The sequence below is a fragment of the Streptomyces sp. NPDC020801 genome, assembly GCF_044334385.1.
In the GTDB taxonomy this organism is placed as follows: Bacteria; Actinomycetota; Actinomycetes; order Streptomycetales; family Streptomycetaceae; genus Streptomyces.
Genome location: NZ_JBIRST010000011.1, coordinates 122,162 through 146,868, shown reverse-complemented (window position 1 = coordinate 146,868; position 24,707 = coordinate 122,162). Strand labels below are relative to the sequence as shown.

Annotated in this window: 19 protein-coding genes and 1 riboswitch; of the genes, 6 read left to right on the top strand and 13 right to left on the bottom strand. The window is 72.7% G+C overall.

Annotated features, from left to right (window positions below):
* Positions 1-24: 24 nt before the first annotated feature.
* A complete protein-coding gene (locus tag ACH4UM_RS23285) occupies positions 25-840 on the bottom strand; it encodes an inositol monophosphatase family protein (protein WP_398182407.1) in 816 nt (271 codons plus the stop codon).
* Positions 841-848: 8 nt separating this feature from the next.
* Complete coding sequence (locus ACH4UM_RS23280) at positions 849-1,976, bottom strand: ferrochelatase (protein ID WP_398182404.1); 1,128 nt, start codon at positions 1,974-1,976, stop codon at positions 849-851.
* Positions 1,977-2,101: 125 nt separating this feature from the next.
* Between ACH4UM_RS23280 and ACH4UM_RS23275 the strand changes: the two genes are divergently transcribed.
* Positions 2,102-3,340 (top strand): MFS transporter, encoded by a 1,239-nt coding sequence (locus tag ACH4UM_RS23275; RefSeq protein WP_398182401.1) that lies wholly within the window; start codon positions 2,102-2,104, stop codon positions 3,338-3,340.
* Positions 3,300-4,628 (top strand): D-arabinono-1,4-lactone oxidase, encoded by a 1,329-nt coding sequence (locus tag ACH4UM_RS23270; RefSeq protein WP_398182398.1) that lies wholly within the window; start codon positions 3,300-3,302, stop codon positions 4,626-4,628. Before ACH4UM_RS23275 ends, ACH4UM_RS23270 begins: the two co-directional genes overlap by 41 nt.
* Here ACH4UM_RS23270 and ACH4UM_RS23265 read toward each other — a convergent pair.
* A complete protein-coding gene (locus ACH4UM_RS23265; protein ID WP_398182397.1) occupies positions 4,601-5,590 on the bottom strand; it encodes a hypothetical protein in 990 nt (329 codons plus the stop codon). The two genes, ACH4UM_RS23270 and ACH4UM_RS23265, sit on opposite strands and share 28 nt — an antisense overlap.
* A 489-nt stretch (positions 5,591-6,079) precedes the next feature.
* On the opposite strand from ACH4UM_RS23265, the gene sepH reads away from it, so the two are divergent.
* The gene (gene sepH, locus ACH4UM_RS23260; RefSeq protein WP_398182394.1) at positions 6,080-7,105 is read left to right on the top strand and encodes a septation protein SepH; all 1,026 of its coding nucleotides are present in this window, start codon (positions 6,080-6,082) and stop codon (positions 7,103-7,105) included.
* A 112-nt stretch (positions 7,106-7,217) separates the two neighbouring features.
* Here the strand turns inward: sepH and ACH4UM_RS23255 are convergent, their stop codons facing one another.
* Positions 7,218-8,069 carry a sulfurtransferase gene (locus ACH4UM_RS23255; protein ID WP_398182391.1) on the bottom strand — a complete coding sequence of 284 codons (852 nt, stop codon included), beginning with the start codon at positions 8,067-8,069 and terminating at the stop codon, positions 7,218-7,220.
* 296 nt (positions 8,070-8,365) lie between these two features.
* Here ACH4UM_RS23255 and ACH4UM_RS23250 point away from each other — a divergent pair, with 296 nt between their 5' ends.
* Positions 8,366-9,169: a VOC family protein gene (locus ACH4UM_RS23250; protein ID WP_398182388.1), complete on the top strand. Its 804-nt coding sequence runs from the start codon at positions 8,366-8,368 to the stop codon at positions 9,167-9,169.
* 13 nt (positions 9,170-9,182) lie between these two features.
* Here ACH4UM_RS23250 and ACH4UM_RS23245 read toward each other — a convergent pair whose 3' ends face one another.
* From ACH4UM_RS23245 to ACH4UM_RS23230, 4 genes are all read right to left on the bottom strand, one after another.
* Positions 9,183-9,833 (bottom strand): thymidine kinase, encoded by a 651-nt coding sequence (locus ACH4UM_RS23245; protein WP_398182385.1) that lies wholly within the window; start codon positions 9,831-9,833, stop codon positions 9,183-9,185.
* A 75-nt stretch (positions 9,834-9,908) separates the two neighbouring features.
* Positions 9,909-11,102, bottom strand: coding sequence for an alkaline phosphatase family protein (locus tag ACH4UM_RS23240; RefSeq protein ID WP_398182382.1), 1,194 nt, complete (start codon positions 11,100-11,102; stop codon positions 9,909-9,911).
* A complete protein-coding gene (locus ACH4UM_RS23235) occupies positions 11,102-11,698 on the bottom strand; it encodes a DUF5998 family protein (RefSeq protein ID WP_398182921.1) in 597 nt (198 codons plus the stop codon). The genes ACH4UM_RS23240 and ACH4UM_RS23235 overlap by 1 nt, the downstream gene beginning before the upstream one ends.
* A gap of 72 nt (positions 11,699-11,770) precedes the next feature.
* Positions 11,771-14,599, bottom strand: a complete 2,829-nt coding sequence (locus ACH4UM_RS23230; RefSeq protein ID WP_398182379.1) for a GNAT family N-acetyltransferase — start codon at positions 14,597-14,599, stop codon at positions 11,771-11,773.
* 177 nt (positions 14,600-14,776) lie between these two features.
* On the opposite strand from ACH4UM_RS23230, the gene ACH4UM_RS23225 reads away from it, so the two are divergent.
* Positions 14,777-15,058 (top strand): HPr family phosphocarrier protein, encoded by a 282-nt coding sequence (locus ACH4UM_RS23225; RefSeq protein WP_030171859.1) that lies wholly within the window; start codon positions 14,777-14,779, stop codon positions 15,056-15,058.
* Positions 15,059-15,205: 147 nt separating this feature from the next.
* Here ACH4UM_RS23225 and ACH4UM_RS23220 read toward each other — a convergent pair whose 3' ends face one another.
* From ACH4UM_RS23220 to ACH4UM_RS23205, 4 genes are all read right to left on the bottom strand, one after another.
* Complete coding sequence (locus ACH4UM_RS23220) at positions 15,206-15,904, bottom strand: GntR family transcriptional regulator (protein ID WP_398182376.1); 699 nt, start codon at positions 15,902-15,904, stop codon at positions 15,206-15,208.
* Between the two features lie 335 nt (positions 15,905-16,239).
* Positions 16,240-16,998 (bottom strand): M23 family metallopeptidase, encoded by a 759-nt coding sequence (locus ACH4UM_RS23215; protein WP_398182373.1) that lies wholly within the window; start codon positions 16,996-16,998, stop codon positions 16,240-16,242.
* 12 nt (positions 16,999-17,010) lie between these two features.
* Positions 17,011-17,174: riboswitch (cyclic di-AMP (ydaO/yuaA leader) on the bottom strand.
* 224 nt (positions 17,175-17,398) lie between these two features.
* Positions 17,399-18,787 carry a M16 family metallopeptidase gene (locus ACH4UM_RS23210; protein WP_398182370.1) on the bottom strand — a complete coding sequence of 463 codons (1,389 nt, stop codon included), beginning with the start codon at positions 18,785-18,787 and terminating at the stop codon, positions 17,399-17,401.
* Entirely contained in the window at positions 18,784-20,172 is a 1,389-nt protein-coding gene (locus ACH4UM_RS23205; protein ID WP_398182367.1) for a M16 family metallopeptidase, read from the bottom strand. The genes ACH4UM_RS23210 and ACH4UM_RS23205 overlap by 4 nt, the downstream gene beginning before the upstream one ends.
* A gap of 897 nt (positions 20,173-21,069) precedes the next feature.
* Here ACH4UM_RS23205 and ACH4UM_RS23200 point away from each other — a divergent pair.
* On the top strand, positions 21,070-23,526 hold the full coding sequence (locus ACH4UM_RS23200) for a DNA topoisomerase (ATP-hydrolyzing) subunit A (RefSeq protein ID WP_398182364.1): 2,457 nt from the start codon (positions 21,070-21,072) through the stop codon (positions 23,524-23,526).
* Here the strand turns inward: ACH4UM_RS23200 and ACH4UM_RS23195 are convergent.
* Positions 23,523-24,665: a CobW family GTP-binding protein gene (locus ACH4UM_RS23195; RefSeq protein ID WP_398182362.1), complete on the bottom strand. Its 1,143-nt coding sequence runs from the start codon at positions 24,663-24,665 to the stop codon at positions 23,523-23,525. The genes ACH4UM_RS23200 and ACH4UM_RS23195 overlap by 4 nt on opposite strands.
* Positions 24,666-24,707 lie beyond the last annotated feature (42 nt).

Genomic DNA, 24,707 nt, shown 5'->3' with positions numbered 1-24,707 from the left:
GAGGAATCCCGGGCCCGGGATGAATCAGTCGTGCCAGGCGCCGAGCCCCTCCAGGAGCCCCTGGAGGGGCTCGAAGACCGCCGGGGTGGCCGCGATGGTCAGCTCGCGGGACACACGCTCTCCGGGGCGGCCGCCGGTCAGGGCGCCCGCCTCCCGGGCGATCAGGGCGCCGGCGGCGTAGTCCCAGGGGTTCAGGCCGCGCTCGTAGTAGCCGTCGAGGCGGCCCGCGGCCACGTCGCACAGGTCTATCGCGGCCGAGCCGCTGCGCCGGATGTCGCGCACCAGCGGGATCAGGCGCCCGGCGACGTCGGCCTGGTGCGCGCGGACCTCGGCGACGTAGGCGAAGCCGGTGGAGACCAGGGCCTGGTCGAGGGGGGCGGCGGTGCGGCAGGCCAGCTTGCGCTCGCCCGCCCAGGCGCCGGTGGCCCACGCGCCACGGCCGCGCATCGCCTGGAACGTCTCGCCCCGCATCGGGGCGGTCACGACCCCGACGACGGCCTCGCCGTCCTGCTCGGCCGCGATGGAGACGGCCCAGGTCGGCAGGCCGTAGAGATAGTTCACCGTGCCGTCGAGCGGGTCGATCACCCAGCGGACTCCGCTGGTGCCCTCCGTGGCGGCGCCCTCCTCGCCGAGGAAGCCGTCGCCGGGGCGGCGGTCGGCGATCAGGCCGGTGATCAGTTTCTCGGCGGCGATGTCCATCTCGGTGACGACGTCGATCGGGCTGGACTTGGTGGCGGCCACCGCGAGATCCGCGGGGCGGCCGTCCCGCAGCAGTTCTCCGGCGCGGCCGGCCACCTGGCGGGCGAGTTGCAGCAGTTCCGTGTGCAGGGCGTCGCTCACGTGGCTCCTCACGCGTAGGGGCTGTCGGCGCCCGCGGCGGCCGGGCGGGGGGCGCGGGCCGGGCAGCAGCCGACCGGGCAGACGTCGTGGCTCGCGCCGAGGGCACCCAGGGCGCAGGGGCTGACCTGCCGCCCGCGCTCGGCGGCGGCGCGCTCCAGGATCAGGTCGCGGACCGCGGCGGCGAACCGCGGGTCGGCGCCGACGGTGGCCGAGCGGCGCACCGGCAGGCCCAGCTCCCCGGCCTTGGCCCTGGCCTCGGTGTCGAGGTCGTAGAGGACCTCCATGTGGTCGGAGACGAAGCCGATGGGCGCCATGACGACCGCCGGGGCTCCGGCCGCGTGCCGCTCCTCGAGGTGGTCGCAGATGTCGGGCTCCAGCCATGGGATGTGCGGGGCGCCGGAGCGCGACTGGTAGACCAGTTGCCAGGGGTGGTCCACGCCGGTGCGCTCGCGGACCGCGTCGGCGATCAGTTCGGCCACGTCCAGGTGCTGGCGGACGTACGCTCCGCCGTCGCCGTGGCCGGCGACCGGGCCGGAGGTGTCGGCGGCGGCGGTCGGGATCGAATGGGTCGTGAAGGCGATGTGCGCGCCGTCGCGGACGTCCTCGGGAAGGCCGGCGAGGGCCTCGAGCACGCCGTCGATCATGGGTTCGACGAAGCCGGGGTGGTTGAAGTAGTGCCGCAGCTTGTCGATCTTCGGCAGCTCCAGGCCCTCGGCCTCCAGGGCGGCGAGGGCGTCGGCCAGGTTCTCGCGGTACTGGCGGCAGCCGGAGTAGGAGGCGTAGGCGCTGGTGGCCAGGACCAGGATGCGCCGACGGCCGTCGCGGACCATGTCGCGCAGGGTGTCCGTGAGGTACGGCGCCCAGTTGCGGTTGCCCCAGTGGACCGGCAGGTCCAGGCCGTGGTCGGCGAAGTCCTTGCGCAGGGCGTCCAGCAGGGCCCGGTTCTGGTCGTTGATGGGGCTGACCCCGCCGAACAGGAAGTAGTGCTGCCCGACTTCCTTCAGGCGTTCCTTGGGGATGCCGCGTCCGCGTGTCACGTTCTCCAGGAACGGGACCACGTCGTCCGGCCCTTCCGGGCCGCCGAACGAGAGCAGGAGCAGGGCGTCGTAGGGGGTGGCATCGAGCGCGTCTGGCATGTGTCGATCCTGCCACCCGGCACTGACAGCCGGGATCCCGACCCGCATTCACAGGTGCGTCGGGGTCACCTGATCCGTAAGCTGTATCAGCCCCCTTCGCGCCTTACCGGATCCCCGGAGACCCTGTGCCCAGCCCCTATCGCGCCCTGTTCGCCGCCCCCGGCTCCAAGGGCTTCTCCGCCGCGGGGTTCCTCGGCCGGATGCCGCTGTCGATGATGGGCATCGGCGTGGTCACGATGATCTCCCAGCTCACCGGGCGCTACGGGCTCGCGGGCGCGCTGTCGGCCACCATCGCGCTGGCGGCGGCCGTCCTCGGGCCGCAGATCTCGCGGCTGGTCGATCGGCACGGGCAGCGCCGGGTGCTGCGGCCCGCGACGCTCGTGGCGCTGGCCGCGACGGCGGCCCTGCTGCTGGCGGCGCACTTGCGGTGGCCGGACTGGGTGCTGTTCGTGTGCGCCGCCGGGATCGGCTCCGTGCCGAGCCTGGGCGCGATGGTCCGCGCGCGCTGGGCGGCCCTGTACCGCGGCACCCCGCAGCTGCACACCGCCTACTCGTTCGAATCGGTGATCGACGAGGTCTGTTTCATCTTCGGGCCCATCGTCTCCATCGGCCTGTCGACGGCCTGGTTCCCGGAGGCGGGGCCGCTGCTGGCGGGCTGCTTCCTGGCCGTGGGCGTCTTCTGGCTGACCGCGCAGTGCGCCACCGAGCCGCAGCCGCACCCGCGCGAGCACCACAGCGGCGGTTCGGCGCTGCGCTCGCGCGGGCTGCAGGTGCTGGTGGCCACCTTCGTGGCGACCGGGTCGATCTTCGGGGCGGTCGACGTGGTGACCGTGGCCTTCGCCGACGAGCGGGGCCACAAGAGCGCCGCGAGTGTCGTGCTGGCGCTGTACGCGGCGGGCTCATGCACGGCGGGCGTCCTGTTCGGGCTGCTGCGCCCGGGCGGAGCGCCCGCCCGTCGCTGGCTGCTGGGCATATGCACGATGGCCGTGAGTATGATCCCCCTCCTACTGGTCGGAAACTTGCCGTTTCTGGCTGTGGCGCTGTTCGTTGCGGGCCTGTCCGTCGCTCCCACGATGATCACGACGATGGCCCTCGTCGAAGAGCACGTACCACGCGCGCATCTGACCGAGGGCATGACCTGGGTGAGCACCGGGCTCGCCGTCGGGGTGGCGCTCGGCTCCTCGGTGGCCGGCTGGGTGATCGACGCAGCCGGCGCGCGGGCGGGGTACGGGGTTCCGGCGGTGTCCGGTGCCGTCGCGGTCGCGGTCGGTTTCCTCGGGTACCGCCGGCTCAGCAGGCCGGCGCCGGGTCGGGGAGGCTCCGTTGAGCAGCACGACGAGCGCGAAGAACGGCACATGGCGTAACTGGGGCGGCAATGTCGGTGCGCGTCCCGCGCGGGAGGTCACACCTGCCTCGGTGGAGGAGCTCGCCACGGCGGTGCGCCGCGCCGCCGAGGACGGCCTGAAGGTGAAGGCGGTGGGGACGGGGCACTCCTTCACGTCCATCGCCGCCACGGACGGGGTATTGATCCGCCCTCAGCTCCTGACCGGCATCCGCGACATCGACCGGGAGGCCATGACGGTCACCGTCGAGGCCGGCACCCCCCTCAAGAGACTCAATGTGGCGCTCGCGCGCGAGGGGCTGTCGCTCACCAACATGGGCGACATCATGGAGCAGACGGTGTCCGGGGCGACCAGCACCGGCACCCACGGCACCGGCCGCGAGTCCGCCTCGATCGCCGCGCAGATCAAGGGCCTGGAGCTGGTGACGGCGGACGGCTCGGTGCTCACCTGCTCGCAGAACGGGACCGAGGAGGAGCGCGCGGTCTTCGCGGCCGCCCGCATCGGCCTGGGCGCACTGGGGATCGTCACGGCGATCACCTTCGCGGTGGAACCGATCTTCCTGCTGACCGCCCGCGAGGAGCCGATGCCCTTCGATCGGGTGCTTGCCGAGTTCGACCAACTCTGGTCGGAGAACGAGCACTTCGAGTTCTACTGGTTCCCGCACACCGGCAGCACCAACACCAAGCGCAACAACCGCAGCGCCGGACCGGCCAGGCCCGTGGGGCAGTTGGCCGGCTGGTTCGAGGACGAGTTCCTCTCCAACGGCGTCTTCCAGGCGGCCAACTGGGTCGGCCGGGCGGTCCCCGCCACGATTCCGGCCATCGCCCGGATCTCCAGCCGGGCACTGTCCGCACGCACGTACACGGACATCCCCTACAAGGTCTTCACCTCGCCCCGCCGGGTGCGCTTCGTGGAGATGGAGTACGCCGTCCCGCGCGAGGCCCTGGTCGACACGCTGCGCGAGCTGAGGGCGATGGTCGACCGGTCCGGCCTCAGGGTGAGCTTCCCGGTCGAGGTGCGCACCGCGCCCGCCGACGACATGACCCTGTCCACCGCATCCGGCCGCGACAGCGCCTACATCGCGGTCCACATGTTCCGGGGCACCCCCTACCAGCAGTACTTCACCGCGGCCGAGCGCATCTTCACCGCGCACGAGGGGCGTCCGCACTGGGGCAAGGTGCACACCCGGGACGCGGAGTACTTCGCCGGGATCTACCCGCGCTTCGGCGAGTTCACGGCGCTGCGGGACCGGCTGGATCCGCAGCGGCTGTTCCAGAACGACTACTTGCGGAGGGTCCTGGGGCCGTAGCCGGGGCGGACGCGCTCGGTACCGGCGCCGGGCTGCCGGGGCCGGCCGTGCCGGCCGCCGACCCGGCACCCGAGGGGTCCGTGCTCCCGGTGGCGTCCGGCGTCGGCACCGGACTCACCGCTGCCCCCCGCTGCCCCCGCTGCCCCCGCTGCCGGAGGCGGCGCCGCCCGGCCGCGTCCCGTCACCGTCACTGGCTCCGTCACCGTCACCGTCACTGGCTCCGTCACCGTCACCGTCACTGGCTCCGTCACCGTCACTGCCTCCGTCACTGCCTCCGTCACCGCCACCGCCATCGTCACCGTCACCGGCTCCGGCTCCGGCTCCGGCTCCGGCTCCGGCTCCGGCTCCGGCTCCGGCTCCGGCTCCGGCTCCGGCTCCGGCTCCGGCTCCGGCTCCGGGCGGAGGGTCCGCGGGGCGGCCGGGGCCGGCGACTCGTCCGAGGAGGCCGGGGACGGCGCGCGGTGACCCGCCACGGCCGCGCCGACCGTCGCGCCCCGCCCGCCGCTGGAGCTGCCGCCCGGCACCAGTTCATACGCGGTGATGCCGGCCATGGTGACCCCGAAGACGAGGGCGGCCACGAGCACCGCCCGCTTCCAGCTCCGTCCCCCGGGCCCGGGCCCGGGCCCGGGGGACGGTGCCGGTCGTGAACTCGCCCGGAGGCGGCGGCGTCCAGGGAGCGGGGGCGGAGGCGAGAGGCGGCCTGGAGACGACGGCCGCCGTGCGGATCTGCTCGCCGTGCCCCGGAGGAAGTGCTGGAGGACCGAACCGCCGCAGGTGGCGATGACACCGACGACACCGGCACCGAGGATCGTCCCGTAGACGCGAAAGTACGAGGCGAGCTCCGCGGCGACCACCGCCGCCCCTGCGCCGCCCACGACCTGAGGCACGCTCAGGTCGATCCGCCTCTTCCTCACCTCCTCCCCGCCGCCCGGCACACCGCCGCTGTCGGGCCTTTCGCGCATACCCGGACCTTGCCCGCCTCTCCGCACTTGGCCGAAACTGTCGCTCGTGATCGGTCGGCTGCACGAGAAAGGGACGCACGAACGAAACCGTTAGTTCCGTTTCCGGTGCTTACGTGAAGTACGCCACGTTTCGTGATCGAGAAAACCGGTCACGGAGGGTCAAGCCCCGCTCCTTGCCAGAAGTTGGGCGGCGCGCCGATCCACGCAGGTGGTCCGAATGGAGTACTGTTGCGAGCCCTGGGTCCGGTCTCCCGCCAGGGCGTCCGGGGCCTTGCTGGACCGCCGGGAGGGGGCTGGTTGCACAGGGTGACGGAGTTGGTCACTTAGCGTTGTGAACAGGTAACCGTGCCATAACGGCGATCCAGGGCCCGCGCCCGACACGCCGGGCAACTCGGCAAGGTTGTGGCAGGCTGCACCCGGGCAGGCCACACTCGACTAGCGGAAGCAGCGACGCACGTGACGTCGGCAGGCACCACCCGGGAGGTCCCCATGCCCGAACTGCGTGTCGTGGCCGTCTCCAATGACGGCACACGGCTGGTGCTGAAAGCTGCGGACAGCACGGAGTACACGCTTCCGATCGACGAACGGCTCCGCGCCGCCGTGCGCGGCGACCGTCCCCGCCTCGGCCAGATCGAGATCGAGGTGGAGAGCCATCTCCGCCCCCGCGACATCCAGGCGCGGATACGAGCGGGCGCGACCGCGGAAGAGGTCGCCCAGCTCGCCGGCATCCCCGTCGACCGCGTACGGCGCTTCGAGGGACCGGTTCTGGCCGAGCGCGCCTTCATGGCCGAGCGGGCCCGCAAGACCCCGGTCCGCCGCCCGGGCGAGAACTCCGGTCCGCTGCTCGGCGAGGCCGTCCAGGAGCGGCTGTTGCTGCGCGGCGCCGAGAAGGACACCGTCCAGTGGGACTCGTGGCGCCGCGACGACGGCACCTGGGAGGTCCTGCTGGTCTACCTGGTGGCGGGCGAACCGCACTCGGCGAGCTGGACGTACGACCCGCCGCGGCGCCTGGTGCAGGCCGTCGACGACGAGGCGCGCGCCCTGATCGGCGAGTCCGACGACCTCGGGGCCCCGGAGCCGAGCTTCCCGTTCGTGCCGCGCATCGCCCGGCTGCCGCGCGACCGTTCCTTCGACCGCGAGCGGGACCGTCCGGCGCTGCCGGCGCAGGCGTCCGAGCCGGCCGAGGAGAGCACGGGCGAGCGCGACTCGCTGACCAGCCTGCTGGAGGCGGTGCCCAGCTTCCGGGGCGACCTGGTGGTACCGGAGCGCCCGGCGGAGCCCGCCGACGAACCCGACCAGGAGCCGGCGGCGGAGGAGCCTCCGGCCCCCGCGGCCTCCGCCGGGTCGGCCTACGCGGACGTCCTCATGCCGCGCTCGGTCGGCAGCCACCGCGACCGGCTCATCGGCGCCACCGACCGCCAGGCCGAGGCGGACGGCGTCCGCCCGGGCCGCCGGGCCGCGGTCCCGAGCTGGGACGAGATCGTGTTCGGCACGCGCCGCAAGAAGCAGGAGTGAAGCAGGAGCAGCGAGCGGCCGCGGCAACCGTACGAGTCGCGCCGGCCGTGAAGGGAGAGGGCCGCACCCGTAGGGGCGGCCCTCTCCCTTTGCCTGCCCGGCGGCGGGGTGGCTACTGCGGGTCCGGGCCCACGGCGACGGGCCTGGCCGGGTCCGAGGACCACTCCGACCACGAACCGACGTACAGGGCCGCCGGAATGCCCGCCACGGCCAGTGCCAGCACCTCGTGCGCCCCGGAGACTCCCGAGCCGCAGTAGACGCCGACGTCCCTGCCGTCGGCCGCGCCCAGCGCCTTGAACCGCGTCCGGAGCTCCTCCGCGGGCAGGAACCGCCCGTCCGGGCCCACGTTCTCGGTCGTGGGCGCCGACAACGCTCCCGGGATGTGGCCGCCGACCGGGTCGATCGGCTCCACTTCCCCGCGGTACCGCTCCCCCGCCCGCGCGTCGAACAGCACGCCGGAGCGCGCGAGCGCCCCGGCCCCGTCGGCGTCGAGCAGCGGCACCGCGCCCGGCACCGGCGCGAAATCGCCCTCGGCCGGTTCGGGCACCGCGGTCTCCAACTGGCCCTCCCAGGCCGCCAGGCCGCCGTCCAGGACCCGTACGTCGGGGTGGCCCGTCCAGCGCAGCAGCCACCAGGCGCGAGCCGCCGCCCAGCCCTGACCGCCGTCGTACACGACGACGGGCCGGGCCGCGGTCACTCCCGCGCGGCGCATCGCGGCGCCGAAGTCCTCGGTGGCGGGCAGCGGATGACGGCCCTTGACCCCGGGCTCCGAGGCGAGTTCGCGCTCCAGGTCGACGAAGACGGCGCCCGGAATGTGTCCGGATTCGTACGCGGCGCGCCCGTCGAACGGCGGCTCACCGGACGCCTTGGCCAGGCTGAGCTGCCAGCGGACGTCGAGCAGCACCGGGGGGTTCGGCCCCACGAGGGCGTTCGCGAGCTCGGACGGGGAGATGATGGCGTTCATGGTCACCATCCTTGCGCACGGGGTGGCCGCGTCGTCCAGGTCCGACTACTCTGCTCCGCCGGACAGGTCCGATCACGAGGCGTACGGGATCGGCCACATGCTGTACAGCCGATCGACATCCGTCGGCAAACGCAGGGAAACGGGCAGGAAACGGCGCACCGGGCATCCTCCGGACAGGGCGGCGCCCTCGGGGACGCGCCCGGAGCGCGCCCCGCCACGGGTGGTGCGAGCATCGGCTCGGGGGTCCGGAGAGCGGAATCGAGCGGCTACCGCGAGGGGCCGAGAAGAGAGTGACGATGACCGAGGCACCGGAGTCGGCCGGCCCGAACGGCCGGGCACACACTCGGTACACGCCCGGCACACCATGCTGGGTCAGCCTGATGGTCCACGGAATGGCCGCCACCCAGGCCTTCTACGGAGAGCTCTTCGGCTGGGAGTTCGAGCCGGGCCCCCACCAGCTCGGCCCCTACGTACGGGCGCTGCTGGACGGTCAGGAGGTGGCGGGCATCGGCCAGCTGCCGCCGGACCGGCATCTGCCCATCGCCTGGACGCCGTATCTCGCCTCCGACGACGTGGATCTGACGGCCGAATCGGTACGGCTGTGCGGGGGCACGCTCGGGGTGGGCCCGCTGGACGCCGGCGAGGCGGGGCGGCTGGCGATCGGATCCGACCCGTCGGGCGCGGTCTTCGGCATCTGGCAGGCCAGGGAGCACCTCGGCACCGGCGCCGCGGGCGCGCCCGGCACACCCGCGTGGAACGAGCTGCTGACCTTCGAGGCCGCGAGCGTCGCCAAGTTCTACGAAGCGCTGTTCGGCTACGAGGAGAGGCCGGTCGCCTTGGCCGGCTTCGACTGCGTGACCCTGTGTCTCGACGGCCGCCCGGTCGCCGGCATTCACGGTGTGGGCCACGCCCTGCCCCGCGACCGGGGCCCGCACTGGCTGACGTACTTCGAAGTGGCCGACGCGGACACCGCGCTCGAACGCCTCGCCGGTCTCGGCGGCCATGTGCTCACCGCGGCCCGGGACACACCCCACGGCCGGGTGGCTACGGTGACGGATCCGGAGGGTGCCCGGTTTGCCCTGATTCAGAGTTCGCGTTGACCGGCGTGGTCGCTCAGGAGGGTGACACCGGCAGGACGTCGGGTGACAGCGCCGCGGCGCGCGCCGAGGCGGCCGTCATACGGCGGCGGTGGTGCCGGCGGCACAGCACCTCGTAGCCGATCTCGTCCGCGGAGTGGTCGACGTCGCCGACGACGACCTGGGCGCCCTCGACGACCATGACACCGCCCACCGTACGGGCGTTGTGCGTGGCCCGCGCACCGCACCAGCACAGCGCCTCGACCTGGAGCACCTCGACCCGGTCCGCCAGTTCGACCAGGCGCTGGGAGCCGGGGAACAGCTTGGAGCGGAAGTCGGTCGTGATGCCGAAGGCGTACACGTCCAGGTCCAGGTCGTCGACCACGCGCGCGAGTTGGTCGATCTGCTCCGGCGCGAGGAACTGAGCCTCGTCCGCGATCACGTAGTCGGCCCGCCCGCCCTGCGAGAGGTGGTCGACCAGGTAGGCGTACAGGTCCACGCCGTCCTCGACCTCCACCGCGTCCGTGACCAGGCCGAGGCGCGAGGACAGCTTGCCCTCGCCCGCCCGGTCGTCGCGCGTGAAGATCATGCCCGCGAGACCACGCGCCGAACGGTTGTGCTCGATCTGGAGAGCCAGGGTCGACTTCCCGCAGTCCATCGTTCCGGAGAAGAACACCAGCTCGGGCATGGGGAGTCGGGCACCTTTCGGCGATTCGGCGGGGTCGCGGGACGTCTTCGGGCCGGGCGGGGTACGGCGGTGGCCTCAGGAGCGTACTTCCAGCAGGGGCACGAGCTGCTCGGCAGGGGTCATCGAGCCGTGGTTGCCGACCATCGCCGACTCCTTCGGCTCCCGCTCGGAGGCGATGAGCAGGACGTCGTCCCGGGCGGCCGCGACCACGTCGCCGATCCGCGCGTACACCCGGTCGTCGATCCGCGGTCCGAACCAGCCCGCCGCGACCGCCTCGTCGCGGGAGGCGACCCAGAACTGCTCGCCGAGCACCTCGCGCCAGCAGGTCAGCACGTCGCCCTCGGCCCCCGGTACGGCGTACACGTGGCGGGCACGGCCCTCGCCGCCGAGCAGGGCGACGCCGGCGCGCAGCTCCCAGTCCTCGTCGAAGTCGATGCGGTGCTGCTCGTCGAAGGGGATGTCGACCATGCCGTGGTCGGCGGTGACGTAGAGCGCGCTGCGCGGCGGCAGCTGCTCGGCCAGGCGCTGGACCAGCCGGTCGACGTGCATGAGCTGGCCGCGCCAGGTGTCGGAGTCGACGCCGTAGCGGTGGCCGGCGCCATCGAGCTCGGAGTAGTACGTGTAGACCAGGGCACGGTCGCCGGCGGCCAGCTGCCCGGCCGCGAGGTCCATGCGGTCCTCGCCGGTCAGCCGCCCCAGGAACGTTCCTCCGCTGAGGGCGACCCTGGTCAGCGGGGTGTTCTCGAAGGTCGGGGAGGACACCTGGGCGGCGTGCACACCCGCCCGGTGGGCCAGCTGGAAGACCGTGGGGTACGGCTGCCAGGGGCGCGGCTCGGTGTACGGCTGCCAGCGCAGCTGGTTCATCAGCTCGCCAGTGGCCGGATTGCGCACGGTGTAGCCGGGCAGGCCGTGCGCGCCCGGGGGCAGACCGGTGCCCACGGAGGCGAGGGAGGTCGCGGTGGTGGCCGGGTAGCCGGCGGTGATCGGGCGGCCGGTGCCGCCGCGTGAGCTGCCGAGCAGGGAGGTCAGATAGGGGGCCTCCTCGGGGTGCGCCCGCAGCTGCTCCCAGCCGAGGCCGTCGATCAGGAAGACGCACGCGCGGTCGGCGGGGGTCAGCTCCTCGATCCCGGCGGTCATCTCCGGCACGCCCATGCCGGCGGCCAGCGTGGGCAGCAGGTCGGCGAGCGAGCCGGAGCCGTACTCGGGGACGGGTGCGGATGCGACGGCCAGGGGCTCGGGGTGGTCCCAGGCGGTGGGCTGCGCCGCCATCAGCGGGTCGGGTCCGCGGTCGCCTCGGAGATGGCCTGCGCGAAGGCGAGCGTCTGGCGCACCGTCTCCGGGCCGTCGCCCGCCTCGCTGACGCGCAGGCTGAGGTCGTCCGCCGTCGAGTTGCCCGTGTAGCCGTGGTCGGCCTCGCAGTTGGGGTCGCCGCAGGCGGCGGGCTCCAGGTCGATGCGGGAGACGGCACCCCAGCCGATGGTCAGCACGACCTCGCGCGGCAGCGTGCCCGGCGCGTACTGCTCGGGGTTGGCGACCACGCGGCTGACCACGACCGACGAGATACGGCCGAGCTTCACGGACTCCGTGGAGGTGGTGGCGTACGGCGTCGGGGAGGTGCTGTCGGCGGCCTGCTCGTCGGTGTGGCTGACGATGAAGCGGTTGCCGGTGAGGACGAGCACCGTCACATGCCGCCGGACCTCGTTCTGGTCGAACGTGGTCTCCTGGTGGACCAGGTACGACCGGATGGGCTCGCCGCCCACGGCGGCCTCCACCGCCTCGGCCACGAGAGCCGGGTAGTAGCCGCTGCGCTCGATCGCCGCCCGCAGCCCCTGGGTCGTCGTACTGGTCTTGGCCATGCCGTCCATCCTACGGGGGCGCACTGACTGCGAGGCACCGCTCCGGGCCGGGGAAACCCGGTGGGTGCGCCGGGTGCCCGGTCAGTACGCCGGGAGGGTGCGCGGACCGAGGTCGTCCCGGGCGGGCGGCGGCGCCAGGCGCACGCTGGCACCGAGGACGCTGACCCCGCGCGGGGCGACGACGACCGGCTCCAGGGTGACCGCGACAACCTCGGGATGGTCGTCGACCAGCCGGGACACCCGCAGCAGCAGTTCCTCCAGCGCGGGCGTGTCGACCGGCGCCGAGCCGCGCCAGCCGAACAGCAGGGGCGCGGTCCGGATGGAGCGGATCATGGAGGTCGCCTCGCGGTCGGTGACCGGGACGAGCCGGTGCGCCATGTCGTTGAGCAGCTGGGAGGCGGCACCGGCGAGACCGAAGGAGAGCACCGCGCCGGCCGCTGGGTCGATGACCGCCCGCACGAGGGTGTCCACTCCCCTGGGTGCCATCGCCTGCACCACCGGCCGCAGCTCGGCCGGCTCACCGAACAGCTCGGTCAACTCGGCGTAAGCGCGGCGCAGTTGCTCCTCGCCGGCCAGATCCAGACGTACGCCGCCCAGGTCGGCGCGGTGCCGCAGGTGCGGCGCGGTGGCCTTCAGGGCGACGGGGTAGCCGAGGGATCGGGCGGCCTCGGCGGCGGCGCCGGGACTGGGGGCGGGCAGGGCGCGGCGGACGTGGATGCCGTAGCGGCCGAGCAGTTCGCAGGTCTCCTCGGTGCCAAGGGCGAGGCCCTGCCCGCGCGCGAGGAGGCCGCCGATGAGCGCGGCGGCGCCCTTCTCGTCGATGTCGTCGTACTCGGGCACCTTGCCGGGGTGGGCGGCCTCCCGCCGCCACTGGCCGTACCGCACGGCTTCGGCGAGGGCGCGGACGGCACGTTCGGCGGCGGGGTAGGCGGGGATCAGGCGGGAGCAGGTGCCGGAGCGCTCGGCTGGTGCGGTGGAGGGCGGCTGTGCAAGGCCGGTCCGGGCCGGCGGCTGCGCGGACCGCCGGGTGCCCAAGAAGGCCTGCGGCCCCGTGCTGGCCGCGGCCGACAGGGCCTCCGCGAGGCCGCCGAGCTCGACGTGGACCACCAGGACCGGCTTTCCGGGTACCGCCTCAGACGCCGACCGCAGCGCCTCGGCCAGGGCGGCGTCCTGGGCCACGCCCTCCCCCACGGCGGGGATCGCGGTCACGACCACCGCGTCGGTCGTCTCGTCGGCGAGTGCCCGCGACAGTGCCGTCCTGAAGTCCTCCGCGGACGCCGCCGTCGTCAGGTCCCGCGGCGGCTGCGGCCGCAGCCCCTCGGCGAGACACCGGTCGTAGGTGAGCACGCCCAGCGACTCGGAGTTGCCCAGGATCGCCACTCGCGGTCCGGAAGGCAGCGGCTGCCGGGCGAGCAGCAGTCCGGTGTCCACCAGCTCGGTGATCGTGTCCACGCGGATCACACCGGCCTGCCGCAGCAGCGCGGAGACCGTCGCGTGCGGCAACCGCGTCGCCCGGACGGTGTGCCCCGGAGGTGCCGAACCTGCGCCCTGCACCACGACCAGCGGCTTCGCCGCCGCGGTGCGCCGGGCGAGGCGGGTGAACTTGCGCGGGTTGCCGATGGACTCCAGGTACATCAGGGCGACGTCGGTGTCGGGGTCGTCGTACCAGTACTGAAGGACGTCGTTGCCGGAGACGTCGGCCCGGTTGCCGGACGACACGAAGGTCGACACGCCCGTCACCCCCGTGACCCCGCCGCCGCGCCGGTGCAGGCGGGACAGCAGCGCGATGCCGATGGCGCCGGACTGCGCGAACATCCCGATACGGCCGGGGCGGGGCATGTCGGGGGCGAGGGAGGCGTTCAGCCGGACGCCGGGCGAGGTGTTGACGATGCCGAAGGCATTGGGTCCGACGATCCGCATGCCGTACGTGCGCGCCTGCCGTACGAGGGCACGCTGGCGCTCGCGTCCCTCGGGGCCGCTCTCGGCGTAGCCGGAGGAGATCACCACGAGGCCCTGCACGCCGTGCTCACCGCACTCGGTCACCACCTCGGGGACGTGCTCGGCCGGCACCGCGACGACCGCGAGGTCCACGGGGCCGTCGATGTCGCGCACCGAGAGGTGGGCGGGCACACCGTCGATCTCCCGCCGCTCCTCGCCGAAGGCACGGTTGACCGCGTGGAGCCGGCCGGTGAACCCGGCGTCGCGAATGTTGTCGAGGATGCTGCGGCCCACGCCCCCGCGCGTGCGGCCCACTCCGATCACGGCGACCGACCCGGGCGCCAGGAGCCGGCGCACGGACCGGCCCTCCGCGCGCTGCTCCCGCGCGCGCTGCACGGCCAGCGAGCGGTCCGTCGGCTCGATGCCGAACTCCAGGTGGACGACACCGTCCTCGAAGCTCCGCTTCTGTGTGTACCCCGCGTCCGTGAACACCTTGATCATCTTGGTGTTGGCGGGCAGCACCTCGGCGGTGAAGCGCCGGATGCCACGTTCGCGGGCGACGGCGGCGATGTGCTCCAGGAGGGCGGAGGCGACCCCTCGCCCCTGGTGGGCGTCCTGCACCAGGAAGGCGACCTCGGCCTCGTCGGAGGGCCCGGTGGCGGGCATTCCGTCGGCACCGATGCGGTCATAGCGTACGGTGGCGATGAACTCGCCGCCGACCGTGGCCGCGAGTCCCACCCGGTCCACGAAGTCGTGGTGCGTGAAGCGGTGGACGTCCTTCGCGGACAGGCGTGGGTAGGGCGCGAAGAAGCGGTAGTACTTGGACTCGTCCGACACCTGCTCGTAGAAGCTGACCAGGCGGTCGGCGTCGTGGGCGGTGATGGGGCGGATCCGTGCGGTGCCACCGTCACGCAGCACCACGTCGGCCTCCCAGTGGGCGGGGTACTCATGCCGGTCCGACGAGGTCTGCATGGGGCCCAGAGTACGGCTCGCGTCCGACAACGGCGCGAGGCAGTCTGTGGAGGACACACATCGGACCGAGGCCGCGGTCCGACGCCACCCGGGGACGGAACACCTGACTGTTCCCGGCCTGCTTCACGTGTGGGAAACTGGTCTAGACAACCCTGATACACCGAAGGGCAGCATCACATGGCTGAGCGCCGCGTCAACGTCGGCTGGGCCGAGGGCCTTCACGCCCGCCCCGCTTCCATCTTCGTCCGGGCCGCCACGGCCGCAGGTGTCCCCGTGACGATCGCCAAGGCCGACGGCACCCCCGTCAACGCGGCCTCCATGCTGGCCGTTCTCGGCCTCGGCGCCCAGGGAGGCGAGGAGGTCGTCCTGGCCTCCGACGCCGAGGGCGCCGACGCCGCGCTCGACCGGCTGGCCAAGCTGGTCTCCGAAGGCCTCGAGGAGCTCCCCGAGACGGTCTGATCCATGCTCGCGCGATGAAGCCGCGTCGCCCTTCCGGGCGGCGCGGCTTCGCTTTTCACACACGCCCGCAGAAATTACCGGCACCTGAAAAAGGGCAAGGGGAAATACCCCTCCACTGAATATCCCTCTTTGTATACGGCGCCCGTGTTAATGCCGAAGACCTGACATGTTGACGGCATGTTGCGAAGTCCTCACACGGTCGGCGCGGCCCGCCGCCGCGCCGGGGAAACGCAACCGGTGTGCGCCGGTCACGCGCTCGGCGTGCAGGGCGGTCAGCGCCCGCGCCCGCTCGCCGTCGCCGCGCGCGAGGGCGTCCACGATGGCGCCGTGCTCGGCCCAGGACTCCACGGGATCGGCCGGCGCCGCCACCGTGTACATCCAGGCGATCTTGTGCCGCAGCTGGGTGAGCATCGAGGTCAGCGCAGGGCTGCCGCAGGCCTGGGCGAGTGTCTCGTGGAACCAGCCCCCCAGCGAGCGCAGATCCTCGGTACTGCCCCTGCGCGCCCGCTCCTGCCCCAGCCGCACCAGGCCGCGCAGCACCTTGAGATGGGCTTCCGTGCGCCGCTGGGCGGCGCGGGCGGCGCCGAGCGGCTCCAGGAGCATCCGCATCTCCAGCAGGTCACCGGCCTCCTGCTCGGTCGGCTCCGCGACGCACGCGCCCGCGTGCCGCCGGGTCACCACGAAGCCCTCGGCCTCCAGGGTGCGCAGGGCCTCGCGCACGGGGACGCGCGAGACGCCGTAGCGGCGGGCGAGGACTTCCTCGGTGAGCCGGGTGCCGCGCTCATGGACACCGGCGACGATGTCGTCCCGGATCGCCGTGCACACCGAGTGCGCCGGAATACGCATGACCGACCTCCGCCTTAATCCCCGTGAAACGTCGACGATGGACGTGTGTTCCGTGACTCTATTGCAATGAGCCGGAATTTCCGACGGCGGGCCGGAATCCATGGATATTTTTTGGACAGCGGGCGGTCCGGAACATCCGAAAACACCGAAAGCCCCGGCTCGGGAGCCGGGGCTTCGGGGGGTCTTCGACGGCGGTGCGCCGGACCTCCTGCGGACAGGCGCCGGACGCCCCGCCTGCCGGTGCCGGATGCCGGCGCGGCTCGGCGTCCAACGCCCGCGGGGGCCGGTGCCGGATGCCGGCGCGGCTCGGCGCCGGGCACCCACACGGGTCCGCCTCAGACGTTCACGCCGTGCTTGCGGAGGTAGGCCACGGGGTCGATGTCGGAGCCGTAGTCCGGAGTCGTACGGGCCTCGAAGTGCAGGTGCGGTCCGGTGACGTTGCCGGTCGCGCCGGACAGGCCGATCTGCTGACCCGGGGTGACCTTCTGGCCCACCGAGACGCCGATGGACGACAGGTGGCCGTACTGGGTGTACGTGCCGTCGGCCATCCTGATCACGATCTGGTTGCCGTACGCCCCGCCCCACCCGGTCTGGACGACGGTCCCCACGCCGACCGCATGGACCGTGGTGCCGCTCGCGGCGTGGAAGTCGATGCCTGTGTGGGAGCCGGAGGACCACAGGGACCCGCCGGCCTTGTAGCCGGTGGAGACGTAGGAGCCGAAGACCGGCGGCACGAAGGTGTTGAGACGCTTGCGCTCGGCCTCCCGGGCGGCGCGGGCCTTGGCCTCGCGCTCCTTCTTCGCCTGCTCCGCGGCCCTCTTGCGTGCGGCCTCCTCGGCCAGCTTCTGCTCGGCGGCCTGCTTCTGGGCGGCTGCCTGGGCGTCGATCTTCTCCGCGACGGTGTCGCCGATGGTGATGACCGGGGTGAGGCCGGTGTCCTCGGGTGAGGGAGTCTCGGCGGCCAGGGCCGGGGCGGCGCTGAGGGTGCCGATGACGCCGGTGGTGGTGAGGGCCGCGACGCTCGCCGCGCGGGCGGTGGTGCGGTGCATCCGGCCGGGACGGCGGTGCTTCCCGGTGGCGCGGGTGAACGCCATGTAGTGGCTGGTCCTTTCCTTCCCTGTCGCCTACCGGGTTAGCTGACGGGTTCGGAGCAGGAAGGTCTCCTACGGACCCCCTCGCTGCGCGCGCGGGCGTCCGATTCACCCCAGGGACTGGATGGGTCCCCGGCTCCCCTGGCTCGCGCCGTACGGGGACTCGGCGATGGCTGTCCGGTGCCGCGGGTGCGGCGCACTGCCCGACGAACAGCCGGACCGACGCTAAACGGGGCCGCTTTCAATTCCCAAACGGATCAGAGGTTTTGTAGCGCAGGCCACAGGGCAGACAGGCAGGCTCTCCCCTAATTCGGACATCAAGGGGCCCTGGTGACGCTTCGGTCACCAGGGCCCCACGCGCGCGTGCGCATCGACCGCCGCCGAGGTCGGCGGCGGCGTGCCCCTACTCGGCCGCCACGACGGTGACTTGACCGATGCCGAGGGCCTCGACGGGCTCCTTGATCTGCGCCGCGTCCCCGACGAGCACCGTCACCAGACGGTCCACCGGGAAGGCGCCCACCACCGCGGCGGTGGCCTCCACGGTGCCGGTGGCGGCGAGCTGCTGATAGAGCGTTGCCTGGTAGTCGTCCGGAAGGTGCTGCTCGACCTGGTCGGCGAGCGTGCTCGCCACGGCGGCCGCGGTCTCGTACTTCAGCGGCGCCACACCGACGAGGTTCTGCACGGCGACGTCCCGCTCGGCGTCGGTGAGACCTTCGGCGGCGAGCTTGCGCAGCACCGTGAAGAGGTCGTCCAGGGCCGGGCCGGTGTTCGGGGTGTCGACCGAGCCGCTGATCGCGAGCATCGCGGCGCCCGAGCCGTCGGGGGCCGAGCGCAGCACTTGGCCGAACGCCCGCACGCCGTAGGTGTAGCCCTTCTCCTCGCGCAGGACACGGTCCAGGCGGGAGGTGAGGGTGCCGCCGAGGCAGTAGGTGCCGAGCACCTGGGCGGGCCACACGCGTTCGTGGCGGTCGGGGCCGATGCGGCCCATGAGCAGCTGCGTCTGGACGGCGCCGGGACGGTCCACGATCACCACGCGGCCGGTGTCGTCGGCGGTCACCGGCGGCACGGGCCGCGGCTTGGCCGGCGAACCCGCCCAGGCGCCCAGGGTCTCGCCGAGCAGCTCGTCGAGGTCGATGCCGGTGAGGTCGCCGACGACCACGACGGTGGCCGTGGCGGGGCGCACGTGCCGGTCGTAGAAGGCGCGGACGGCTGCGGAGTCGATGGCGCCGACCGTCTCCTCGGTGCCCTGGCGGGGGCGCGACATGCGCGCGGTGGCCGGGAAGAGCTCCTTTGAGAGCTCCTTGGCGGCGCGGCGGGAGGGGTTGGCCAGCTCGTGCGGGATCTCGTCGAGCCGGTTGCGCACCAGGCGCTCGACCTCGCTGTCGGCGAAGGCGGGTGCCCGGAGGGCGTCGGACAGCAGGCCGAGTCCCTTGGCCAGGCGGGAGGCCGGGACCTCCAGGCTCAGCCGTACGCCGGGATGGTCGGCGTGCGAGTCGAGGGTGGCACCCGCACGCTCCAGCTCGGCGGCGAACTCCTCGGCGGAGTGCTTGTCGGTACCCTCGGAGAAGGCCCGCGCCATGATCGTGGCGACGCCGTCCAGACCGGCCGGCTCGGCGTCCAGGGGCGCGTCCAGTAGTACCTCGACGGCGACGACCTGCTGGCCGGGGCGCTGGCAGCGCAGCACCGTCAGGCCGTTGTCCAGCGTGCCGCGCTCCGGCGCCGGGAACGCCCAGGGCCTGGCCTCGCCCGCCTGCGGCCGGGGGTGGAAGTCCATCGTGGCGAGCTCGGTCACTTCGCCGCCTCCTCGGTGTCGTCGGTGGCCGCGGCGTCCGTGTCCGTGGCATCGGCTGCACGTGCCGTCTCAGCCTGGTCGGCTGCGATCGGCTCGTAGACGAGCACCGCCCGGTTGTCGGGGCGCAGGCGGGTCTTGGCGACCTCCTGGACCTCCTCGGCAGTCACCTCCAGTACACGCTTGACGGCGGTGAGGGCGAGCTGCGGGTCGCCGAACAGGACGGCGTACCGGCACAGTTCGTCGGCGCGGCCCGCGACCGTGCCGAGCCGGTCCAGCCACTCGCGCTCCAACTGGGCCTGGGCGCGCTCCATCTCCTCGGTGGTGGGGCCCGCCTCGGCGAACCGGGCGAGTTCCTCGTCGATGGCGGCTTCGATGACCGGGACCTCGAAGTCGCCGGAGGTCTTCACGTCCAGCCAGCCCAGGGAGGGCGCCCCGGCCAGCCGCAGCAGGCCGAACCCGGCGGCGACGGCCGTACGGTCGCGGCGCACCAGGCGGTTGTACAGGCGGGAGGACTCGCCGCCGCCGAGGACGGTCAGCGCCAGGTCTGCCGCGTCGCACGCGCGCGTGCCGTCCTGCGGCAGCCGGTAGGCGGCCATCAGGGCGCGGGCCGGGACCTCCTCCTCCACGACCTCGCGCAGCTGGCCGCCGATGACGTCGGGCAGGGAGCCGTCACGGGGCTCGGGCTTGCCGTCGTGGGACGGGATGGAGCCGAAGTACTTCTCGATCCACGCGAGCGTCTGCCGCGGGTCGATGTCGCCGACGACCGAGAGGACGGCGTTGTTGGGCGCGTAGTACGTGCGGAAGAACGCGCGCGCGTCATCCAGGGTGGCCGCGTCCAGGTCGGCCATGGAGCCGATGGGCGTGTGGTGGTAAGGATGGCCCTCCGGGTAGGCGAGGGCGGTCAGCCGCTCGAAGGCGGTCCCATAGGGGACGTTGTCATAGCGCTGGCGGCGCTCGTTCTTGACGACGTCCCGCTGGTTCTCCATCGACTCGTCGTCCAGTGCCGCGAGCAGGGAGCCCATGCGGTCGGCCTCCAGCCAGAGCGCGAGCTCCAGCTGGTGGGCGGGCATGGTCTCGAAGTAGTTGGTGCGCTCGAAGCTGGTGGTGCCGTTGAGCGATCCGCCCGCGCCCTGCACCAGCTCGAAGTGACCGTTGCCCTTCACCTGCGCGGAGCCCTGGAACATCAGGTGCTCGAAAAGGTGAGCCAGACCGGTCCGTCCCTTGACCTCGTGGCGGGAGCCGACGTCGTACCAGAGGCACACCGCCGCGACCGGGGTCAGGTGGTCCTCGGAGAGCACCACGCGCAGCCCGTTGGCCAGGCGGTGCTCGGTCGCTGTCAGGCCGCCGGAGCCTGCCTCGGCTGTGGCCGTGTGACCCATGGGCATGTACGTCCCTTCGATCGCGGTGGCGGTCTGGAACCGCCGTTTTCCTGCCGGTCCTGCCACTGTATGCAAGCGCGTGGACGCCTGGCGAAGTTCCCGGAGCTCGTACGCCGAGAGCGAGAACGCCCCGCACCCACCGCACGCGCGTGGGAGCCACCCGCGAGCGCCGGACGCGGCCCGCTGCCGGGTGCCGTGGACGCGCCGGGGCACTCGTACCCCGAGCGGAACTGTCTGCCCCGCACCGGAAAGTCGGTGCCGGCTCGCGCGCCGCGCGCCCTCACGACCGGCCGACTGCCGAGCCGCCTCGGGCGACTCGCCTCGAGGGCAGCCGGGCACGCCGGCGGCGGCGCCGGTGCGGCTGGGGACCCTGTGGGACCCGTGGGCGCTGGGGCACGCGAGGCGGCAGGGATGCCGACGGGACGCCCCGCGACGGGACGCGGATGCGTCCGAAGGCGCCCGGGCGGAGAACTGAACGGTCCAGCACGGCACACCCCGGCACGCACGTCCCCGGCCTCCTGGGCACCGGCGCCAGGCCCGCGGGAACATCACGGCCCGTCCCAAGCCCGCTCCGGACAAAGGGAAGTCACTCCGCGGAGCGAACACCGCGTTCGCCCGGGAGGGCGAAGACCGCGGGTCCGTCCGAAGGCGCGCCGGGGGCGGACGCCCCAGCAGTGGTAACCCTCCTGCGCGGCCGGACGCTGGGCAGGGCGGACCGGGGCGGCGCGAACCGGGGCGGGGCGGCGCGAACCGGGGCGGGGCAGGGCGGCGCGGGCGTGTCAGGGGGCCCGGAGCGGCAGGTGAGAGCCGCCGGTGACGGGTCCTGGTCCGCGTTGTCAGTCGCGCGGTCCACAATGGTGCGCGTCAGATCCCGTCACACGCTTCAGCAAGGAGCCGGCAGCGATGGCCCGCCGCAGCACGAAGACCCCGCCGCCCGACGACCCGTACGAGGAGAAGATCCTCGACATCGACGTCGTCGACGAGATGCAGGGCTCCTTCCTCGAGTACGCGTACTCGGTCATCTACTCCCGCGCCCTGCCGGACGCCCGGGACGGCCTCAAGCCGGTGCACCGCCGCATCGTCTACCAGATGAACGAGATGGGCCTGCGCCCCGACCGGGGCTATGTGAAGTGCGCCCGCGTCGTCGGCGAGGTCATGGGCAAGCTGCACCCGCACGGCGACGCGTCGATCTACGACGCCCTGGTGCGCCTGGCCCAGCCCTTCTCGATGCGCGTCCCCCTGGTCGACGGCCACGGCAACTTCGGCTCGCTGGGCAACGACGACCCGCCCGCCGCCATGCGGTACACCGAGTGCCGTATGGCCGAGGCGACGAGCCTGATGACCGAGTCGATCGACGAGGACACGGTCGACTTCGCGCCCAACTACGACGGCCAGGAGCAGGAGCCGGTGGCCCTGCCCGCCGCCTTTCCCAACCTGCTGGTCAACGGCTCGTCGGGCATCGCCGTGGGCATGGCCACGAACATGCCGCCGCACAACCTCGGCGAGGTCGTCGCGGCCGCCCGCCATCTGATCCGTTACCCGAACGCGGACCTGGACGCGCTGATGAAGCACGTCCCGGGCCCCGACCTGCCCACCGGCGGCCGGATCGTCGGCCTGTCCGGGATCAGGGACGCCTACGAGACGGGCAGAGGCACCTTCAAGATCCGTGCGACGGTCTCGGTGGAGACCGTGACGGCCCGCCGCAAGGGCCTGGTCGTCACCGAGCTGCCGTTCACCGTCGGCCCGGAGAAGGTGATCGCCAAGATCAAGGACCTGGTGGGTTCGAAGAAGATCCAGGGCATCGCCGACGTGAAGGACCTCACCGACCGCCAGCACGGACTGCGCCTGGTCATCGAGATCAAGAACGGCTTCGTACCCGAGGCCGTCCTGGAGCAGCTCTACAAGCTGACGCCGATGGAGGAGTCCTTCGGCATCAACAACGTCGCGCTGGTCGACGGCCAGCCCCTGACGCTGGGCCTGAAGGAGCTCCTGGAGGTCTATCTCGACCACCGCTTCGACGTCGTGCGGCGCCGCAGCGAGTACCGCCGCGGCAAGCGGCGCGACCGGCTGCACCTGGTGGAGGGCCTGCTCACCGCGCTGGTGGACATCGACGAGGTCATCCGGCTGATCCGTGCCAGTGAGAACTCCGCGCAGGCCAAGCAGCGCCTGATGGAACGCTTCTCGCTGAGCGAGGTCCAGACGCAGTACATCCTCGACACGCCGCTTCGCCGCCTGACCAAGTACGACCGCATCGAGCTGGAGTCGGAGAAGGAGAGGCTCACCGCGGAGATCGCGGAGCTGACCGGGATCCTGGAGTCGGACGCCGAGCTGCGCAAGCTGGTCTCGGCCGAACTGGCCGCGGTTGCCAAGAAGTTCGGCAATCCGCGGCGCACGCTGCTCCTGGAGGCGGGCGCCGTCCCGGCCGCCGCGGTGCCGCTGCAGGTGGCGGACGACCCGTGCCGGGTCCTGCTGTCCTCGACGGGTCTGCTGGCCCGCACGGCGAGCGTCGATCCGTTCCCGCACGACACGGACGGCAAGCGGCACAAGCACGACGTGATCGTCTCGGCGGTTCCGGCGACGGCCCGCGGCGAGGTCGGCGTGGTGACGTCCGCCGGCCGCCTGCTCCGGGTGAACGTCGTCGACCTGCCCCAGTTGCCGGAGACGGCATCGGCGCCGAACCTCTCCGGCGGCGCGCCGCTGGCGGAGTTCGTGTCCCTGGTGGACGACGAGACGGTGGTCTGCCTGACCACCCTGGACGAGTCGTCGCCGGGCCTCGCGCTGGGCACCGAACAGGGTGTCGTCAAGCGGGTGGTCCCCGACTACCCGTCCAACAAGGAGGAGTTGGAGGTCATCACCCTCAAGGAGGGCGACCGGATCGTCGGCGCGGCCGAGCTGCGCACCGGTGAGGAGGACCTGGTCTTCATCACCGACGATGCCCAGCTGCTGCGCTACCAGGCCTCCCAGGTCCGCCCGCAGGGCCGGGCGGCCGGCGGCATGGCGGGCATCAAGCTCGCCGAGGGTGCCAAGGTCATCTCGTTCACGGCCGTCGACCCGGCCGTGGACGCCGTCGTCTTCACGGTCGCCGGTTCGCGCGGCACCCTGGACGACTCCGTCCAGACGACGGCCAAGGTGACCCCCTTCGACCAGTACCCCCGCAAGGGCCGGGCCACCGGGGGCGTCCGCTGCCAGCGGTTCCTGAAGGGCGAGGACTGCCTGTCCTTCGCCTGGGCCGGGCCCACCCCGGCCCGGGCCGCCCAGAAGAACGGCAACCCCGCCGAGCTCCCCGACGTCGACCCGCGTCGCGACGGATCGGGCGTGTCACTGCCCAAGACGGTGGCGACGGTCGCGGGGCCGGCCTAGACCGGAGAATCCTCGGGGTCCGGTTCCCCGGGGCTTCGTACGTAGCGCAGGACGCCCCACATTCCGTGCTCGTCGGCGTGTGGGGCGTCGTCCTTGCACGCCTCCAGTTCCTGGGCGAGGGCCGGGGCATCGATGCCGGACCCGATGAGCACGAGCTGGGTGGGACGGGGCTCACCGGCCGGCCAGGGCTCGGGGTAGAAGCGCAGGAACCGTCCGACCGCGTGCACGAGGTAGCGGTTGCGGGGGTCGTGGGGGCCGAAGTCGACGTACCCCTTGATCCGGTACAGCCCATCGGGCCGGCTGTCGAGGAAACGCATCAGCCGGCGTGGATCGAGCGGCGCTCCGGAGACGAAGGAGAGACTGTCGTAACGGGCGTGCGGATGCCCGGCGTGACCGTCATGACCGTCGTGTTCGCCGGGCCCGTCGGCCTCGCGGCGTACGTTCAGGTCGTCGAAGGACAGCTGTCCGACGCGCTCCTCGCCCGGCCTGCAGTCGAAGAGGAACCCGGGGTCGACACGCCCGTAGGAGGCCGGTACGACGGCGGCCCGGTCGGCGAGGGAGCGGACGAGCCCGAGGACCCGTTCGCCGCCGTCGGCCCGGTCGACCTTGTTGACGACGACGAGGTCGGCGAGCGCGAGATGCCGGTCGATCTCGGGATGCCTCGCCCGGGTGTCGTCGAACTCGGCGGCGTCGACCACCTCGACGAGCCCGCCGTAGACGACCCTGGGGTTCTCGCTGGCCAGCACCATACGGACGAGTTCCTGGGGCTCGGCGAGCCCGCTGGCCTCGATGACGACGACGTCGACACCGGCGGCGGGGCCGGTCAGCCGTTCGAGATACAGATCGAGCTCGCTCGCGTCGACCGCACAGCACAGACACCCGTTGCCGAGGGAGACGGTGGAGTCCCCGAGTGCGCCCGCGACGGCCATGGCGTCGATCTCGATGGTGCCGAAGTCGTTGACGATCGCGCCGATGCGGCTGCCGCCGCTTCGGTGGAGGAGGTGGTTGAGGAGCGTGGTCTTGCCGGAGCCGAGGAATCCGGCGAGCACGACGACCGGGATCTGGGGTGTGCTCGTACCGGGGCGCGTGTGGGCGCTCGTGCTCGGACTCGGCCCCGGACCCGGGCTCGGCTGACTCACCGTGCGACCTCTCTCACGCCGACGCGTGCACCGGCTCACGTC